Source organism: Nonomuraea purpurea, from assembly GCF_042650645.1.
GTDB classification, from domain to species: Bacteria; Actinomycetota; Actinomycetes; order Streptosporangiales; family Streptosporangiaceae; genus Nonomuraea; species Nonomuraea purpurea.
The window spans coordinates 221416-236483 of sequence record NZ_JBHSBI010000011.1 but is presented as its reverse complement, the minus strand read 5'-3'; the positions used below and the strand labels follow the sequence as shown (position 1 = coordinate 236483).

The following is a 15068-nucleotide window of genomic DNA, read 5'->3' as shown; positions in this document are numbered from 1 at the left end:
AGTCCAGGTCAGGATCGGCGCAGGCGGCCCACGAGCCCCCTCGTCACGCGGCGCGCGGCGAAGTCGCAGCCGAACACGAACCGCATGGCGGGTCCGAACGTCGGCGCCGCCGCGAGCCCGACCAGGTGAAGCCCAGGGACGGACGTCTCGAAGGTGCGGCTGAGCCGTGGCCTGGGGCCGGAGGCCGCCACCGCGCGCCGCAGGTTCTCGTGAAGCACCCCGATCCGCCCCACGTCCACCCGGTAGCCGGTCGCCGCGATGACATGCTCGGTCTCCAGCGTCGTCGTCGATCCTGAGCCGTCCCGCAGGTGCAGCCGGACCCCGTCGCGGTACTCGGAGGCCGTCAGCCGAGTGCCCAGGGTCACCGCGACGGAGCCGTGGAACCGTTCCCTCAGCCACCAGGACCCGGCGGGGCCGAGGGTGGTGCGCACGATGTGGCTGCGGGCCGCCTTCGGCAGGTATCTGACCGCGCCCGGTATCCGTGACCACGCCACCGACGGCCAGCCGGTGCCGAGCCCTGAGCGGGGGGCGAGCATGCGGGACATGACCGGGCGGCGTTCGACAGGAACGGTGTTCCAGGCCAGCGCGTTCGCGCGGGCGACGACCCGGACGCTCGCCCCCGCCTCCGCCAGCAGTGTCGCCGTCTCCAGCGCGGACTGCCCCGCGCCCACCACGGTCACGTCCCGTCCGGAGAAGCCGCTCAGTTCGTGGTGGTCGCAGCTGTGCGTGGCCGCCTCGGGCGGCAACCCCGCCAGGGCGCCGGGACGATGCGAGAACGGCAGGAAGCCCAGCGCGAGCACGGCCGTCCTGGCCAGGACGCAGGCCCCTGACGCCAGCGTGAGCGCGAACATCCCGTCTTCCATGCCGATGTTCGTCACCTCCGACTCGTCCAGAGCCGGGCCGACCGCTCGCATGTGGAACCACTTGCCGTAGGCGACGAACTTCTCGACGGGCACCGGCTCCCCATACGCATATCGATGGAAGGCGTCGAGGCCGTGCCGCCGGTCCGGGTCGCCGATATGGGACGCGTCCGGTTCCGATTTCAGCAGCATTCCTTGGGGCATGTGGTATTCCCACGCGCGCATCGGTTTGCCGAATATCCGTGTGTCCAGGCCGGCGTCCAACGCGTGAGCCGCGACGGAGAGCCCGTAGGGGCCGGCGCCGACAATCGCCACATCAATGACCGGGGTATGCAAATTTTCCTCCATTGTCAGACCCGTGGCCGGGTCAGTCGGGTAAAAGCGCGTTTTATCGTTTGCCCGGCCATGGCCAGGAAAGGGCCGGGGTCGTCGGCCGACAACCAGGCGAGTTCGTCGGCGGTGCACAGGGCGCGCAGGCTCTTCGGGCCCGAGGTGAGAAGGTCGTAGTTCTCCACCACGTACGTCCTGCCGTGGCCGGCTCGCCCCCGTACCGCCCGCCGGCCTGACAGGTGCAGGTGCGCGGCCCGCACCAGGTCCATGCCGCTGCCGTCGCTGAAGAGCCGGAACTGGGCGCCGAGCCTGGGGTTGAAGTCGAGCAGGTAGTAGGCGTCCTTGGCCGCGTCGTGGCGGAAGTCGATGTCCAGCACCCCGCTGTATCCCAGCGTCGCCGCCAGTTCGCGTGCCGTGCTCTCCACCACGGGGTTGGGCAGCCATCGTCCGTAGGTGGTGAGCCCGCTGCCCCGCGGGTAGGCACGTTCCTTGCGTCCCGCCCCGTCGTACAGGCAGCGCGAGTTCTCGTCGAAGTAGCCGTGGAAGAACCAGTCAGAGCGCCGCCCGCCGGGCACGAACCGCTGGAACAGCAGGTCGCCGGCCTCCACGTGCCGGAGCAGGTGGGTCACCTGGTGGGCCTGCCGCACCATGCTGGTGTTGCGCAGCCCGATGCCGGCGGGCAGGAGCCAGGGCTGCGCCCACTTGGCGACCAGGGGCAGCCCGAAGTCGGCCACCGCGTCCCTGGCGTCGCCTTCACTGGTGATCAGGCGGGTCTCCGGCTGGGCGATCCCGAGCGAGGAGCACAGGTGCGACAGCAGGTGCTTGTCGGCGAGCGTACGCGGCAGTTCTGGCGCTTGGTCGGGTATGAGGTAGTACGGGCGTAGATCAGTGGCATGCTCCGCTATGGCGATGGCGCCCGCGTCGTCCAGCGCCAGCAGGACCGCCGGGCGGCCGATGCTCTCGGCCACCTGGATAAGGGCCTTGACGACGTCCCGATCGCGGGGCCAGGCGTGGTTCCGCGTCAGGTATTTGGAATGGGACGTCGGCTCGTGCCCGCCCTCGATAAGACCGTGCACCTCCACGCCGGCCCTGCCGAGTGAACGAATGGCGCCGAGCGTCCCGTGGTGAAAGATATTGGAGTCCAGCCGCAGCACGAGCGCCGGGACCGTGCAATCGAGCATGATTTTACGTCCTACTCCTTCGCGGAACCCTATGAATCAGGCAAGTCGCGAGTCGCATGTCAGGATTGCCGTCGTCCGGGTATAGGAAGTGGGGAAAAGCGGCACTTGGGGATATGCGATGGTGGCGAGAAAAACCTTTCTGCACTGTTCGCTCGCGGTGGCCACCGGTTCGGTGGCGGCGTTGCTCGGCCTCAGCGATCAGCTCTACGTCCCGCGTCAGGACGCGGCGCTGGGCGTTTTCCTCGCCTCGGACTGGCGCGGACCCTGGCACATGCCGAGCTTCGAGTCGTGGCTCAGCGGCGAGGTGACGGTGGGGCGCACCTACCTGCCCGGTGACAACTGGGAGTCGGTCCAGGGAAGCGCGTTCATCCTCGACCCCTGGACGCGCTGGCGATCCGCCCACCCGGGCCGGATCCTGGCGTTGAACGTGCCGATGGTCGCCCCGAACGAGGGCGGAATGCCCGACGACGCCGTGTCCCAGCAGCTCAGCGCGGGCGCGAGCGGCGCCAACGACCACCACTACCGGCAACTCGCCTCGAAGCTGGTCTCCTCCGGAGCCGGCGACACGATCATCGTGCTCGGCTGGGAGATGAACGGCACGACCTACTCCAGCCGGTGCGCGCCCAACCCCGAGGCGTGGAAGCAGTACTGGCGGCGCATCGTGACGGTCATGCGCGACACGCCCGGCCAGCGTTTCCTGTTCGACTTCGCCCCCAACCGGGGACTCGACGCCATTCCCTGGACGCAGTGCTACCCGGGCGACGACGCGGTCGACATCATCGGCATGGACAGCTACGACCAGGGGCCGGGGCACGAGTTCTCCGACTACGTCGACCAGCCGTACGGCCTGCGGGCCCAGGCCGACTTCGCGACCGTGCACGGCAAACCCATGTCCTTCCCGGAATGGGGGCTCTTCCGCAACGGCGACCGTCCCGCCTTCGTGCGCGAGATGCTCGACTGGATCGGCAGTCACAACGTGCTCTATCACTCGATCTCCGATTACTGTCCTCATGGCGTCTGGCAGTGCCCGTCGAATCCGCGTTCGTCGGAGATGTTCCGCAAACGGCTGCGTGCGCACGAGCCCCCGGCCACGACGCCCCTGCCCGTCCCGTTCGCGCCGCCCAGCAGCTCAAGCGTCTGCTCGGCCAGCGCGTCCAGCGCGTCGCCCACGTCCAGCGAGCCCGCCAGCGCGGCGGCGGCCGCGCCTTCCGCGGCGGCCAGCCCGGGTTGCCCGAGCCTGAGCAGCAGCGCCTCGGCCAGCGCGGCGCCGTCTTCCGGCGCGACGACCGCGCCGACGTCCGAGGTCACCAGTTCGGTGATCCCCGAGACCGCGCAGGCGACCAGCGACCTGCCGGTGGCCAGCGCCTCCAGCGCGGTGAGCGGCAACCCCTCCCAGCGCGAGGGCAACACCACCACGTCGGAGGCGACGTACCAGGACCGGACGTCGGCCACGGCGCCGGCGAAGTGAACGCCCGGCACGGCGCGGGCCCGCAACGCGGGCAGCATCGGGCCGTCGCCGACGACGACCAGCCGGGCCCGCGCGTTACGGGCGGCGACCCGTTCCCACGCCGACAGCAGCACGTCCTGGCCCTTCTGGCGGGTGACCCTGCCGACGCAGACGGCCAGCGGAGTCGTCTCCTCGACGCCGTGCCCGGCGCGGGCCGCCGCGCGCTCCTCCGGCCCCGCGGGGGTGAAGCGGCGCAGGTCCACGCCGTTGCGCACCACCACGAGGGCGCCTGACACGCCGTGCCGTCCCGCCAGCGCGGCCTCGCCCTCGCCGACGCAGATCACCCGGTCGGCCCAGCGCGCGGCCAGCCGTTCCCAGGCCAGCGCCGCCACGGCGACGGGGCCGCGGGCGGCCAGCCAGGACCAGCCGTGCGGCTGGAAGATCGTGGGCACGCCTCCTCTGAGCGCGAGCCGGCCCGCGAGCCCGGCCTTGGAGGAGTGCAGGTGCACCACGTCCGGGCCGAAATCGCGGACGATCCGCCGCAGCCGTGCCGCCCGTCCGACGTCGGCGACCCCCGGCGCGCGGCCGGCCGTCCAGTCGAGCCGGGGCACGCCCAGGCGCTCCAGCTCATCGGCCAGCGGGCCGGTGCGCGGGCAGGCGACCGCGACCCGCCAGCCTCGCCGAGCCTGATCGGCGGCGGCCGTGGCCACGTACGCCCCCACGCCGCCGTCCACCGGCTGCGTGACGTGCAGGACACTCGGCGTCAACGCCATGCCGAAACCCTCTCCACCAGATGCGGGAAGCGCCGCTTCACCAGCTCCCGGCCGGCGGCGCGCATGCTCTCGCCGGTCGCGTAGACGGCGGCTCTGGCACCGCGCCCGAGCATCACGCGCTGGTTCACGACGGCCTCGCATCCGTACTTCGTCTTGTACGGCTCGTCCCCGCGCAGCATGCTGAGCACGGGTTTGCCCAGCCGGTGGGCCTCGGCGAGGTTCTGCCGCAACATCATGGTCAGAACGTCGACCTCGGTGCGCAGATCCGGATGGACCCCGTACAGGTAGCCGCCCACGAAGTCCTTGCCGATCAGCGAGAAGTCGCACGCCAGCAGCCGCCCGCGCAGGCGGTACTCCCACAACACCGCGTGCTTCTGGCCCACCAGCCACTGCGCGGCTCTGGCCAGGTGCTCCATGAATCGCGGCTGCGTGTGATGGACGTTGATGGCCCGGCTCTGCCACTGCATGGCGTGCAGGCGCAGCAGCTCGGCCACCGCGCGTTCGACTCCGTCGGCGTCGACGGCCACCACTGACAGGTCAACCGTGTCGAGCTTGCGCATCCCCGTGCGCAGCCGGCGTGCCCGAGGCCCGTGGAGTTCGGCGAGCACCTGCTCAAGGGGCCGGCCGGGCAGTTGGAGACAGGTGGAGGAGGGCCGGGTCCAGGCCAGGCCGTCCCAGAGGTCGGCCAGCCGGCGGACCGCCGAGCCGGGCCGCGCCTCGGGCAGGTCGATCACGTCCCAGCCCGGCTGGGCGAGCATTCTGGCCCGCAGCTCGCGCAGGCCCGCGTCCCCCTCGGAGTCGTCCACCACGATGTCCGTGAAGTCCGACTGGTCCCCGCCGACGGGTGTCAGCACCCGGCAGCCCAGCCGGTGCTCCAGCCTGAACGGCGCGGCCGCGACCAGCCGCCCGTCCCGGCGTGCCAGGAACACGCGCAGCCGTCCCGGGGTTCCGTAGCCGTGCCACCAGGAGCAGATCCAGCCGTACGACTGGAACGGGGTGGCGATCGAGCTGCGCGCGTACAGATCCGCCCATTCCGCCGACAGCGCGGCCAGTTCCTCGCTCTTCTTGGCGACCCGCAGAGTGAGCCGCGAGGAGCGTGAGGTGGTGGTGCTCACGCCTGCGCCCCGCTCAACGCGGGCGCCGATTCGCGCCGGGTTTCCTGGCGGGCCGGCGTCGCGGCCAGGCGGATGATGCCGGCCACCAGGGCCGCTCCGCCGGCGCCGAGGGCCATGCTGAGCGGCAGCGCGGGCGTCGCGGGATACATCGGCGGCGCCGCGCTGGCGAAGGAGGCCAGCCGGACGCGAGTGTCGGTGGTGTGGGCGTTGGCGTAGGCGATGAGCGTGCCTGCCGCCCGGTTGACGCGGTCGGCCGCCTGCCATCCGTTGGCTCCCGTGGAGCTGAGCCGCAGCAGCGGAGTGTCCGGCGAGGCCGCCACGCTCAAGGCGTCCTGCTCGGCCTTCTCACTGGAGAGCAGGCCGGGATGGGCGGAGATGCGGGCGTAGGCGGCGGCGAAGTCGGCCGCCTGCGCCGGGTCGCCGCCCGCCACCACCACGACGTAGGCGTCGGCGGCGTAGACGACATCCCTGGTCAGCGTCCACACGATCCCGGCGGACATGCCGAGCGTCAGCGACAACGGCAGCCACCAGCGTATGAGCAGGCCGGTGATCCGGGTCCATGTCCATGTCATCGTTACTTCTCCATGGGTGCGGCGCCCAGCAGGCGCGTGTAGAGCGACTCCAGTTGCTCCGCCTGACGGCGGATGTCATAGACGCGGACGGCGTCGGGAGGAGGCAGCCGGCCGGGCGGACGGGCGGCCAGGACCTCCAGCTCGTCGGCGAGCCCGTCCTGCGTGACCCGTCGTGCTCCCGGAGCCGACCCCGGCGGCAGGTCGTCGATGGCCGGGCAGGTGCCGTACAGGACCGGCAGGCCGCAGGCCAGCGCCTCGACGACGGCCAGGCCGAACGTCTCCTCCACCGAGGGCGCGGCCAGCACGTCCATCGCCGACAGCAGGCCCCGCACGTCGAGCGACTCGCCCACGAAGATCACCTGGCGTTCCACGCCCAGCGAGCGGGCCAGCTCCCGCAGGCGAGGCTCGCACGAACCCGAGCCCACCAGCAGCAAAGCCGCGCCTTCGAGCCGTGGCAGCGTCTCGACCAGCAGGTCGAAGCGCTTGCCCGGCTCCAGGCGGCCGACCCCGCCGATCACGAACGCGTCCTCGGCCAGGCCCAGCCGCTCCCGGGTGGAGCGGCGCAGGGCGGGGTCGAAGCCGAACGCCGCCCGGTCGACGCCGTTGGGGATCACCACGATGCGGTCACGGGGGATGCCCCATTTCGACAGCCGGTCGGCGACGGACGGCGAGACCGCCACGGTGAGGTCTCCGAGCAGCTCACTGGCCAGGTACAGCGCCCTGATGGGGCGGGACAGGCGGCGTCCCTCGATGTGCTCGTGCCCGATCGAGTGTTCGGTCGCCACTATCGCCGGCACATTCGCCAGCCGCGCCGCCAGCCTGCCGTACACGCAGGCCCGGTACAGGTGGGCGTGCACCACCTCGTAGCGGTGCTTGCGCATGAGCCGGGCCAGCCGGCCGACGGCGCGCAGGTCCCTGTTGCCGCGCATGCCGATGTGGTGGATGGGCACGCCCGTGCGCTCGATGGCGTCCGCGACCACGCCGTGCCCGGTGAGCACCGCCACCTCGCATCGGGCCCGCAGATGCGGCAGCAGGCAGCGCAACTGCTGCTCCGCGCCGCCCGCCGCCAGACCGGTGATCACGTGAAGAACCCTCACCGAGCCCACCGGACCCGGTGACGCGTCCACTTGGCGCGCAGCCGCAGCGGGCCGTCGCGGTCGCCGACGTAGGTACGCGGCAGCGCGTGAGTGCCGCTGTGCTCGGACTTCCAGATCGCGCAGGCGTAGGAGTAGCCCGCCCGGCGGACGGCGGCCACCTCACGGGCGGCGGCGTGCCCGTACGGGTAGCAGAATCCGCTCACCTGCTCGCCGAGCACGTTCTCCAGCGTCGCCTTGCTGGTGGCCGCCTCGTGCCAGAGCTCGGCCTCGCTCAGCTCGACCAGCGAGCGGTGCCCGGCCGAGTGGGAGCCGATCTCCATGCCCTGCTCGGCGGCCCAGCGTAGGCCGTCGGCGTCCATGAGCGGCTTGCGCGGCGCGTCGGCGTCCCAGACGTTGTGCTCGCCGAGCAGCTCGGAGACCACGAAGACCGTCGCCGTGAACCGGTGCCGCAGCAGGGCGGGCACGACCTCGGTGATGAAGTCGTCGTACCCGTCGTCGAAGGTGAGCCCGACCAGGCCGCGGGTGCCGCCCTCGGCCTGGGCGCGCAGGAGTTCGCGCATCGAGACACCGGTCAGGCCGCGTTCGGCCAGCCAGCGGAGCTGCTGGGCGAAGCGGCCGGGGGAGACGGTGATCTGGAACGGGTCGTCGTCGTACTTGTCCACGGAGTGGTACATGAGCACGAGAGGCATGGCGGTCATGCGCGAGCTCGCATCCTGATGGTTCCCTTCCACGCCGCGACGGCGCAGAATGTGGCGGCGATCGCGGTGCCGGCCAGCGCCAGCCGGACGGGCTCCGGCAGGTTCGCCGTCAGCGTCCGCGTTCCCCATCCGGCTCCGGCGGAGGCCGTGGCCGCCAGCAGCAGAGCCCCGAGCGGCGCGCTCGTCGCGCGCAGCGGCAGGGCGATGACCCGCCTGCGCAGCCCGGCGAGCAGCATCGCGGCGGTCAGCGTGATCCCGGCCGCGTTGGCGGCGGCGATCCCGATGACCCCCCACGACGGGCGGGCCAGCAGGACCGTCGCGGCCAGCCCGGCGGCCATCGCGAGGGTCGGGTACCAGGAGGCGCGGGCGTCGCAGAAGAAGACGCGGCACACCACCCCGACCACGGCCTGGCCGAGCAGCCCCAGCGCGTACACCCGCATGATCCGCGCGGTGGCGACGGTGTCGGCCTCGGTGAAGGCGCCGTACTGCAGCAGGACGGCCACGACGTCCTGAGCACAGACGAGCAGCGCCGCGGTGGCGAGCAGCACGATCGCCGAGGCGCTGACGAGGTCGTCGGCCATCCTCCTGCGTGCCTGCTCGGCCTCGCCGGCGGCGACGGCGCGGGCCAGATGCGGGAAGCTCACCGTCGCCACGACCAGCGACAGGACCATCGGCACCTGGGCGATCTTCTGGGCGTAGTTGAGGTGGGAGATCGACCCCTCGGCCAGCGACGAGCCGACGTGCCTTTCGACGAAGACCTGGCACTGGCGGGCCAGGGTGAAGACCGCGACCGGCAGGAACACGCCCACCGCCGGCGACACGCCGCGCCCAGGCCGGCGGGGCGGCCAGAAGCGCCGCAGGAACGCCGGGGCCTGGACGAGTACCATGCCGACGCCGCCGGCGGCCACCCCCACGGCCGCCGCGTAGGCGCCCTGGTCCCGCAGCGCCCACACGCAGGTGATGATCCCCAGGTTGTAGGCGATGTAGATGGCGGCCGGCGGCGCGAAAGCCTGGTGAGCGCGTAGCGCCGCGCTCAGGTAGCCGGCCACCCCGAACGTCAGGATCGTGACCGAGGCCACGCGCATGCAATCGACGGCGAGGTCGCCCTTCGGGATGCCGGGGGCGAGCACGTCGACCAGCCACGGCGCGCCGGCGGCGGTCAGCGCGCTCACCGTCACGAGCGTGAGGCACAGGTACGGCATCGTCGACGACACCAGGGCCCGAGGGTCGTCCCCGGCCTCCATCGCCCGGCTGAACAGCGGGACCAGCACGAAGGCCATCGCCCCTTCGATCAGCAGGGGCGCGGCGGTCTCCGGGATCGTCCAGGCGACGAGGAAGGCGTCGGTGCTGGCGTCCGCGCCGAACAGCCTGCCCAGCAGCAGATCGCGGCAGAAACCGAGCAGCGAGCCGAGCGCGATGAGCACGGCGGTGACGCTGATGGCCTTGGACGTGGGCGAGGTGGCCGTGGTCATCGCAGCGCTCCCCGGAGGGGGGTGGGCGCCAGCACTTCGGGCCGGGCGACCAGCGTCAGCACCAGCCCCAGGACGACGGACATGACCGGCGTCGCGGGGCCGCCGATGTCGCCGTAGGCGAAGGCGATGATCTGCCAGGTCAGCAGCCCGACCGCGGTCAGCGTGCGGCCCCGCACGGCCCACCGGGCCATGCACGCCAGGAACGTTCCAAAAGCCGCCAGCCCGAGCAGGCCCTGCTCGCTCAGCGTCAGCAGGTACATGTTGTGCGGGGAAAGCAGCGGCTGGCGCCGGTAGCCGTTGACCGGGTCGTCGGTGTCGCTGCCGGTCGACAGGCCGATGGGCGCGTACGTGTCGCGCAACCGCGCGAACCTGCGCGGGCCGACCCCGGTCAGCGGACGGTCCAGCCACATGTTCGTGGCAGCGAGCCACAGGTGGTACCGGTCGTTCACCGACTGATCGGGCTGCGTGGCGGCGGAGGTGATCGAGGTCACCCGCCGCTCCAGCAGGTCCGACCCCGTGCCAGGGCCGAGGGCCAGCGCGACGGCCGCGACGGCGCCGAGCAGGACCACCCGGGCGGCGAGCGCGCGGTTGCGCAGGAACAGCACGGCCAGTGACGCGCCGAGCAGCGCGAGCCAGGCGCCGCGGCTGAGCGACAGGGCGAGCGGGACGCAGAGCAGGGCGGCGCCTCCGAGCGCGGCGGCACGGGCCCGCCCCCGCAGGGCCAGGCCGACGCTCAGCAGGATGATCGTTCCGTAGCCGACGACGTTCGCCATGCCCATGACGTCGAGCGCGCCGAACGTGCCGACGGCCCGTACCGGCTCGCCCGCGTAGGACGCGCCGTTGCCGGTGAGCACCTGAACGCAGCCGACCAGTCCCTGCAGCGCCGCCACCCCGACGAGCGACCCACCCACGATCAGGATGTCGGTACGGTCGCGCACCGTCGCCAGGACGGCCAGCGGAACGAGCACGAACACCTGGACGTACCTGACGTAGCCCGGCAGGCTGACCAGCGCGTCAGGCGAGGCCAGCGTCGCGATGGCGACCGCGCCCGCGACAGGCGCGAGCACCAGGACGCGGGCGGGCAGCGTGGCCGGCTTGACGATCAGGACGGCGATCGCGACCAGCACGACCGAGGCGAGGTCGGCGGCCGTCACCTGCACTGCGGCCGACAGGTCCCCACGTACCGAAGGAACGCAGGAGAGCAGCACCGTGAGGGCGGCCGCCAGGCTGGGCCGCGGATTCAGTACGCGCATGTCTATCTGCCGCCCAGCCGGAGCAGCGCCCCCAACGTCCGCAACATGATCTTGAGGTCCGTCCGAAGAGTCCAGTCGTCGATGTAGTGGTTGTCGAAGCGGGCGCGGTCCTGTATCGAGGTGTCGCCGCGCAGCCCGTGGATCTGGGCCCAGCCGGTGATCCCGATCGGCATGCGGTGCCGCAGGGCGTAGCCGGGAATGGTCCTGGAGAACTTCTTCACGAAGTGCGGGCGTTCCGGGCGCGGGCCGACGATGCTCATGCCGCCCTTGAGAACGTTCCAAAACTGCGGAAGCTCGTCGAGCGACGTCTTGCGCAGCAGCCTGCCGACCGGGCCGACCCGGTTGTCGTGGGCGATGCTCCACAAGGTCGCGGACTCGTGCGCGTCGGCGGGCTTCAGCGTCCTGATTTTGATCACCTCGATCGACTGGCCCAGGTAGCCCACGCGGCGCTGCCTGAACAGCGCCCCCGAGCCGACCTCGTGGCGGATCAGCATCGCGCAGATCGCCAGGATCGGGGCGGTGAGGACGAGGCCGGTCAGCGCGACCGAGATGTCGAGCGCCCGCTTCAACGGCCAGGAGATCCTGCTCTGCGCCTCGGGGCGCATCCGCAGGAGCGGGAAGCTGCGGACGTGCTCGCGCAGCGTGACGAAGTCGACGATCACCTCGCCCAGGTCGGGTGCGAGGAACACCTCGCAGCCCAGCGCCCGCGCCGTTCTCGCGACCGACTGCTGCCCCTGCCCGGTGATGACCACCGCGCGCACCCCGTGTGACTGGACGACGTGGGCGACGTCTTCGACGCGGCCCAGAACGGGCAGGAACAACTGCTCGTCGTCGGCCTCGTCGAGAAAGCCCAAGGGAAGCAGGCCGTACTCGGGATAGCTGAGCAGGTTCGTGGCCAGTTCGCGGCCGTGGGCGCAGGCGCTGATCACCAGCGCGGGCGCCGCTCGTCCGCGCCGGCGTGCCCTGCGCAGCGCGTAGTAGAGGACGCTCCTGCAGCATACGGCGAGAAAGGTGAACAACACCGCGCTCAGCGCGACCACGGCGAGCGACGCCGCTTCCCAGAACGCGGCGAGCGCGGCCACGAGGCCGGACCCGGCGAGCCAGAACCCGCGATCCAGGCTGGAAGGCAGGACTCGTGGGGTGTACACGCGGCCGAGGCCGTTGACCGCGACGACCAGGACCGCTGCGAGCCCGATTCGCGGTATTTCCTGTCCAGCACTGGCCGCAGTGAACGTCATGCACATGAGGTCGACGCCGACCAGGCTGAAGGGCTGGACCGCCCCCCAGAGTCTCGACCCCTGGTGACCTGACCGCCTGCTGACCTGGCGGTCGTCCCTAACACTTACAGCCACTGTTTCTCCGGATAGAGCTAGTTTGACCAGACGCGCTGATCTGGCCCATCTAAACAGTCGATAGTCACCTTTCCGGCAATTTTTCTCTGTATAGACGTAAGGCGGCGCTATTCCTACGTAATACGCGAACAACTACCCCAACGAAACCTTGATCGTAGCTGTGCGTCCTACGGAAATCGAGAACATGCAGGGTTGAAGTCTTGCGTGGCCACGCAAGATTTCATTGGTCGGTCATTGGTGATGTGAATGCCGTTCCCGGGTTTGGGTTCGGATTCGGGTGCGGAGCGCAGGAAGCCGCAATTGGGCACGATCTCCATAAGGCCGATCGCGTCCCGGGGACGATCGTCGCATCGGGGGCCGGTTCGACCCGGGGGCGATCATGCGCAGATCGCCCGTCCGGAACGATTCGGGTCAGACGGTTGCCTCGCGCCGGCTTCGAGAGACCGAGCGAGCCAGGCGGCGGCCGAGGTCCTGGGCCGGCCGCTCGATGAACCGGTAGGTCAGGGCGGAGGAGGCGACCACCACGGCCAGCAGCGCCGCGTACCACGCGATTCGCGCGGGAAGGGAGACCAAGGCGGGGTCGGGGACTATCCGGCGCAGGACCTGGATCGCGAGGGGGTGCAGCAGATAGACGGAGTAGCTGATCAGCCCGAGGCGTACGAGGAAGCCCGGCATGGCGGCTGAACGCAGCAGGCGGCCGGCCACGAAGGTCAGCCAGGCCAGCGCCACGGCGGCCGACCAGCTCCACCTGAACGCCAGCGCCTGCTCCTCGGACATGCCCCAGCCGGGGCCGAACCAGATCGCGGCGCCGATCGACACGACGGGCACCAGGCCGATCATCCAGCTCGCCGTCCTCCGGCGGAGCTGCCCCTGGTCCAGCCGGTAGAGCGCCGTCCCGGCGAACATGGTGGACAGGATGGCAAGACTTTGCCACGCGCCTATCCGGCTGTTGACCGCAAGCAACACGATCGCCAGGACGGCCACGGCGGCCGCGCCGCACAGCCGTACCCGATGACCGCCGAGGAGGATGGCAGCCAGCCCTGCGACCAGCACGACGGTCGTGACCAGCACGACGACGTCACCGCCGAACGCACGCGACAGGGCGCCGGCCGGAAGCGCACCGCCCACCAGCACACCCGCCATCGCCAAGGTGAGCGTCCCGGTGGTGCTCACGCGGCGCGGCCACAGAACGAAGATCGCGGTCACCAGCAGGTAGAAGATCATCTCGTACGACAGCGTCCAGAACACGTTGACGACGCTGACCACCTGAAGGAAGTCCTGGAGCATCGTCAGATGGGCGATGCCCGACACGACGGGGTTGTCGCTCAACTGGCCGGGCAGCGTCAGGTACACCTGAACGAGCCCGAACACGGTGGCGGTGATCGCCACCACGATCCACAGGGGATAGATGCGGAACAGGCGGCTGATCCAGAAGCCGGAGACGCTGCCGCGCCGTTCGAGTGAGGCGGGGACCACGTAGCCGCTGACGATGAAGAACACCATGACGCCGTACTGGCCGAAGTCGAACCATGGGCTGACGCTTGTGCGGACCTCGGGGAAGAGCGGATCCAGCAGGTGCTCGAACAGCACGGCGAGCACCGCGACGCCACGCAGGGCGTCCAGCCAGGTATGTCGGCCGGCAGGCGCGGACGCCTGCCTTGGAACCTCGGCCTGCGGCCCGCCGCCTTCCCGTGCGGCCAGGTGGATAGACATATTTGTCACGCTATGGGGTCAACCTGAGTGAACGCTTAGAGTAAACCCAGCCGGACCACGCGGACGACCCACCGACTCTTCCTGCGGGCGACCCCGGACGTCAACCGACTTGGTGAAGAAACCACCCGCTGTTCACCCGCCATGAAGGCAGCGAGGGACGGGTGCGCGTGCGTTCCCGGAGGCCGACCCGGAGCCGAGGGCGGCGCTTCACGACCGATTACGGGCCGCGCCGGCCGTGGCGAACCCGGCGCCCGCATGGTGGCGCTCGTCTCGCTGCTGGCCGCCCTCGATCCGGTGGGCGAACTCGTGGCGAGGGCGTTCAAGCAGGCTGCCGGACAGGGCGTCGCCAGGTCGGCGGGTGGCGCGGCCTGGCAATGAGAAAGTCGGCTTTTTATGACAAAGCACCGTATATAAAGAATGACTCCCACGCTCGGCTCCGATATCGGACGATGGAGCAAGGGAGGGGGCGTTCATGGAGCTAAGGCATTTTCGCTATTTCGTAGCGGTGGCCGAGGAGGGGAGCTTCACCCGGGCGGCGGTCCGTCTGCACGTGTCGCAACCCACACTGAGCCAGCAGGTGCGGGAGCTGGAGCAGCGGGTGGGCGCGACGCTGCTCGTCCGCGATCCGGCGGGCACCCGGCTCACCGCCGCGGGCGAAGCGTTCTACGACCGGATCAAGACCGTGCTGAACGCGGTGGAGGAGGCGGCCAGGACGGCCAGGCACGTGGCGGGGGCAGAGGAGGGCGCCTTTCGGGTCGGGGTCTCCTTACCTCTCCCTGACGAACTGCATTTCTCGGTGCTCAGCGCCTTCGCCGCGGCGTATCCGAGGGTGCGGACGAGCTGGCGGCAGGTGGGCCGTGCCCGAGCGGGTCATGCGCTGGTGGCACATGCACGAGCAGCGCCATGGAGAGGGGCCCCGCCTGTCCGGCGAGCCTGGCGGCACCCCCGACGAGCTGCTGATCGCCGTACGCATGAACCGCGTGCTCTGCCCGGGCCCCTACAACTACAAGGACACCCCACTGCCTTCGGGCATCCGCATGGTCGAGGTCACCGGCCTGTCCTCGGCGACGGTCGTCGCGGTACGGCGGATTCACGACAACGGCGGGCTGGCCGAGGCGTTCTGCCGGCTTGCCGCGCGCACCGCCGGCGAGGTCGCGTTCCTGCGCCGATAGGCGTGGCCAATAGGCGTATTGGCAATGGGACTT

14 protein-coding genes and 2 pseudogenes are annotated in these 15068 nt (G+C 70.8%); 4 read left to right on the top strand and 12 right to left on the bottom strand.

From position 1 onward, the window contains the following. Positions 1 to 8: 8 nt before the first annotated feature. From ACFOY2_RS23150 to ACFOY2_RS23140, 3 genes are all read right to left on the bottom strand, one after another. Positions 9 to 1208 carry an NAD(P)-binding domain-containing protein gene (locus ACFOY2_RS23150; protein WP_379530162.1) on the bottom strand — a complete coding sequence of 400 codons (1200 nt, stop codon included), beginning with the start codon at positions 1206 to 1208 and terminating at the stop codon, positions 9 to 11. A gap of 2 nt (positions 1209 to 1210) precedes the next feature. Continuing rightward, positions 1211 to 2371: a carboxylate--amine ligase gene (locus ACFOY2_RS23145; RefSeq protein ID WP_379530161.1), complete on the bottom strand. Its 1161-nt coding sequence runs from the start codon at positions 2369 to 2371 to the stop codon at positions 1211 to 1213. A gap of 321 nt (positions 2372 to 2692) precedes the next feature. Further along, complete coding sequence (locus ACFOY2_RS23140) at positions 2693 to 2881, bottom strand: hypothetical protein (RefSeq protein ID WP_379530261.1); 189 nt, start codon at positions 2879 to 2881, stop codon at positions 2693 to 2695. On the opposite strand from ACFOY2_RS23140, the pseudogene ACFOY2_RS23135 reads away from it, so the two are divergent. Next, positions 2805 to 3113: pseudogene (locus ACFOY2_RS23135) on the top strand (glycosyl hydrolase family 26); the annotation flags it as partial. The gene ACFOY2_RS23140 and the pseudogene ACFOY2_RS23135 sit on opposite strands and share 77 nt — an antisense overlap. Before the next feature lie 266 nt (positions 3114 to 3379). Here the strand turns inward: ACFOY2_RS23135 and ACFOY2_RS23130 are convergent. The 9 genes from ACFOY2_RS23130 to ACFOY2_RS23090 all read right to left on the bottom strand — a co-directional run bounded on the left by ACFOY2_RS23130 (position 3380) and on the right by ACFOY2_RS23090 (position 13863). Then, complete coding sequence (locus ACFOY2_RS23130) at positions 3380 to 4591, bottom strand: glycosyltransferase (RefSeq protein ID WP_379530160.1); 1212 nt, start codon at positions 4589 to 4591, stop codon at positions 3380 to 3382. Next, complete coding sequence (locus tag ACFOY2_RS23125) at positions 4582 to 5706, bottom strand: GNAT family N-acetyltransferase (protein WP_379530159.1); 1125 nt, start codon at positions 5704 to 5706, stop codon at positions 4582 to 4584. The genes ACFOY2_RS23130 and ACFOY2_RS23125 overlap by 10 nt, the downstream gene beginning before the upstream one ends. After that, complete coding sequence (locus tag ACFOY2_RS23120) at positions 5703 to 6278, bottom strand: hypothetical protein (protein ID WP_379530158.1); 576 nt, start codon at positions 6276 to 6278, stop codon at positions 5703 to 5705. Before ACFOY2_RS23120 ends, ACFOY2_RS23125 begins: the two co-directional genes overlap by 4 nt. Before the next feature lie 2 nt (positions 6279 to 6280). Continuing rightward, positions 6281 to 7360 (bottom strand): glycosyltransferase, encoded by a 1080-nt coding sequence (locus ACFOY2_RS23115; RefSeq protein WP_379530157.1) that lies wholly within the window; start codon positions 7358 to 7360, stop codon positions 6281 to 6283. An 11-nt stretch (positions 7361 to 7371) separates the two neighbouring features. Beyond that, complete coding sequence (locus tag ACFOY2_RS23110) at positions 7372 to 8073, bottom strand: polysaccharide deacetylase family protein (RefSeq protein ID WP_379530156.1); 702 nt, start codon at positions 8071 to 8073, stop codon at positions 7372 to 7374. Next, positions 8070 to 9545: a lipid II flippase MurJ gene (locus ACFOY2_RS23105; protein WP_379530155.1), complete on the bottom strand. Its 1476-nt coding sequence runs from the start codon at positions 9543 to 9545 to the stop codon at positions 8070 to 8072. Before ACFOY2_RS23105 ends, ACFOY2_RS23110 begins: the two co-directional genes overlap by 4 nt. Then, the gene (locus tag ACFOY2_RS23100) at positions 9542 to 10798 is read right to left on the bottom strand and encodes an O-antigen ligase family protein (protein WP_379530154.1); all 1257 of its coding nucleotides are present in this window, start codon (positions 10796 to 10798) and stop codon (positions 9542 to 9544) included. The genes ACFOY2_RS23105 and ACFOY2_RS23100 overlap by 4 nt, the downstream gene beginning before the upstream one ends. A gap of 2 nt (positions 10799 to 10800) precedes the next feature. Further along, positions 10801 to 12036, bottom strand: coding sequence for a sugar transferase (locus ACFOY2_RS23095; RefSeq protein ID WP_379530153.1), 1236 nt, complete (start codon positions 12034 to 12036; stop codon positions 10801 to 10803). A 525-nt stretch (positions 12037 to 12561) separates the two neighbouring features. After that, positions 12562 to 13863, bottom strand: coding sequence for an acyltransferase family protein (locus ACFOY2_RS23090; protein WP_379530152.1), 1302 nt, complete (start codon positions 13861 to 13863; stop codon positions 12562 to 12564). A 255-nt stretch (positions 13864 to 14118) separates the two neighbouring features. On the opposite strand from ACFOY2_RS23090, the gene ACFOY2_RS23085 reads away from it, so the two are divergent. The 3 genes and pseudogenes from ACFOY2_RS23085 (at position 14119) to ACFOY2_RS23075 (ending at position 15035) form a co-directional block, all read left to right on the top strand. Continuing rightward, entirely contained in the window at positions 14119 to 14241 is a 123-nt protein-coding gene (locus ACFOY2_RS23085) for a hypothetical protein (RefSeq protein ID WP_379530151.1), read from the top strand. A gap of 94 nt (positions 14242 to 14335) precedes the next feature. Then, positions 14336 to 14509, top strand: a pseudogene (locus tag ACFOY2_RS23080) (LysR family transcriptional regulator); the annotation flags it as partial. A gap of 211 nt (positions 14510 to 14720) precedes the next feature. After that, positions 14721 to 15035, top strand: coding sequence for a hypothetical protein (locus ACFOY2_RS23075; RefSeq protein WP_379530260.1), 315 nt, complete (start codon positions 14721 to 14723; stop codon positions 15033 to 15035). The last annotated feature ends 33 nt before the right edge of the window (positions 15036 to 15068 follow it).

Excerpts from the sequence above, each read along its gene's own strand:
- ACFOY2_RS23110 (WP_379530156.1), bottom strand. The coding sequence starts at position 8,073 with ATGACCGCCATGCCTCTCGTGCTCATGTACCACTCCGTGGACAAGTAC.
- ACFOY2_RS23130 (WP_379530160.1), bottom strand. The coding sequence starts at position 4,591 with ATGGCGTTGACGCCGAGTGTCCTGCACGTCACGCAGCCGGTGGACGGC.
- ACFOY2_RS23090 (WP_379530152.1), bottom strand. The coding sequence starts at position 13,863 with ATGTCTATCCACCTGGCCGCACGGGAAGGCGGCGGGCCGCAGGCCGAG.
- ACFOY2_RS23095 (WP_379530153.1), bottom strand. The coding sequence starts at position 12,036 with ATGACGTTCACTGCGGCCAGTGCTGGACAGGAAATACCGCGAATCGGG.
- ACFOY2_RS23085 (WP_379530151.1), top strand. The coding sequence starts at position 14,119 with ATGGTGGCGCTCGTCTCGCTGCTGGCCGCCCTCGATCCGGTGGGCGAA.
- ACFOY2_RS23105 (WP_379530155.1), bottom strand. The coding sequence starts at position 9,545 with ATGACCACGGCCACCTCGCCCACGTCCAAGGCCATCAGCGTCACCGCC.
- ACFOY2_RS23120 (WP_379530158.1), bottom strand. The coding sequence starts at position 6,278 with ATGACATGGACATGGACCCGGATCACCGGCCTGCTCATACGCTGGTGG.
- ACFOY2_RS23145 (WP_379530161.1), bottom strand. The coding sequence starts at position 2,371 with ATGCTCGATTGCACGGTCCCGGCGCTCGTGCTGCGGCTGGACTCCAAT.
- ACFOY2_RS23150 (WP_379530162.1), bottom strand. The coding sequence starts at position 1,208 with ATGGAGGAAAATTTGCATACCCCGGTCATTGATGTGGCGATTGTCGGC.
- ACFOY2_RS23100 (WP_379530154.1), bottom strand. The coding sequence starts at position 10,798 with ATGCGCGTACTGAATCCGCGGCCCAGCCTGGCGGCCGCCCTCACGGTG.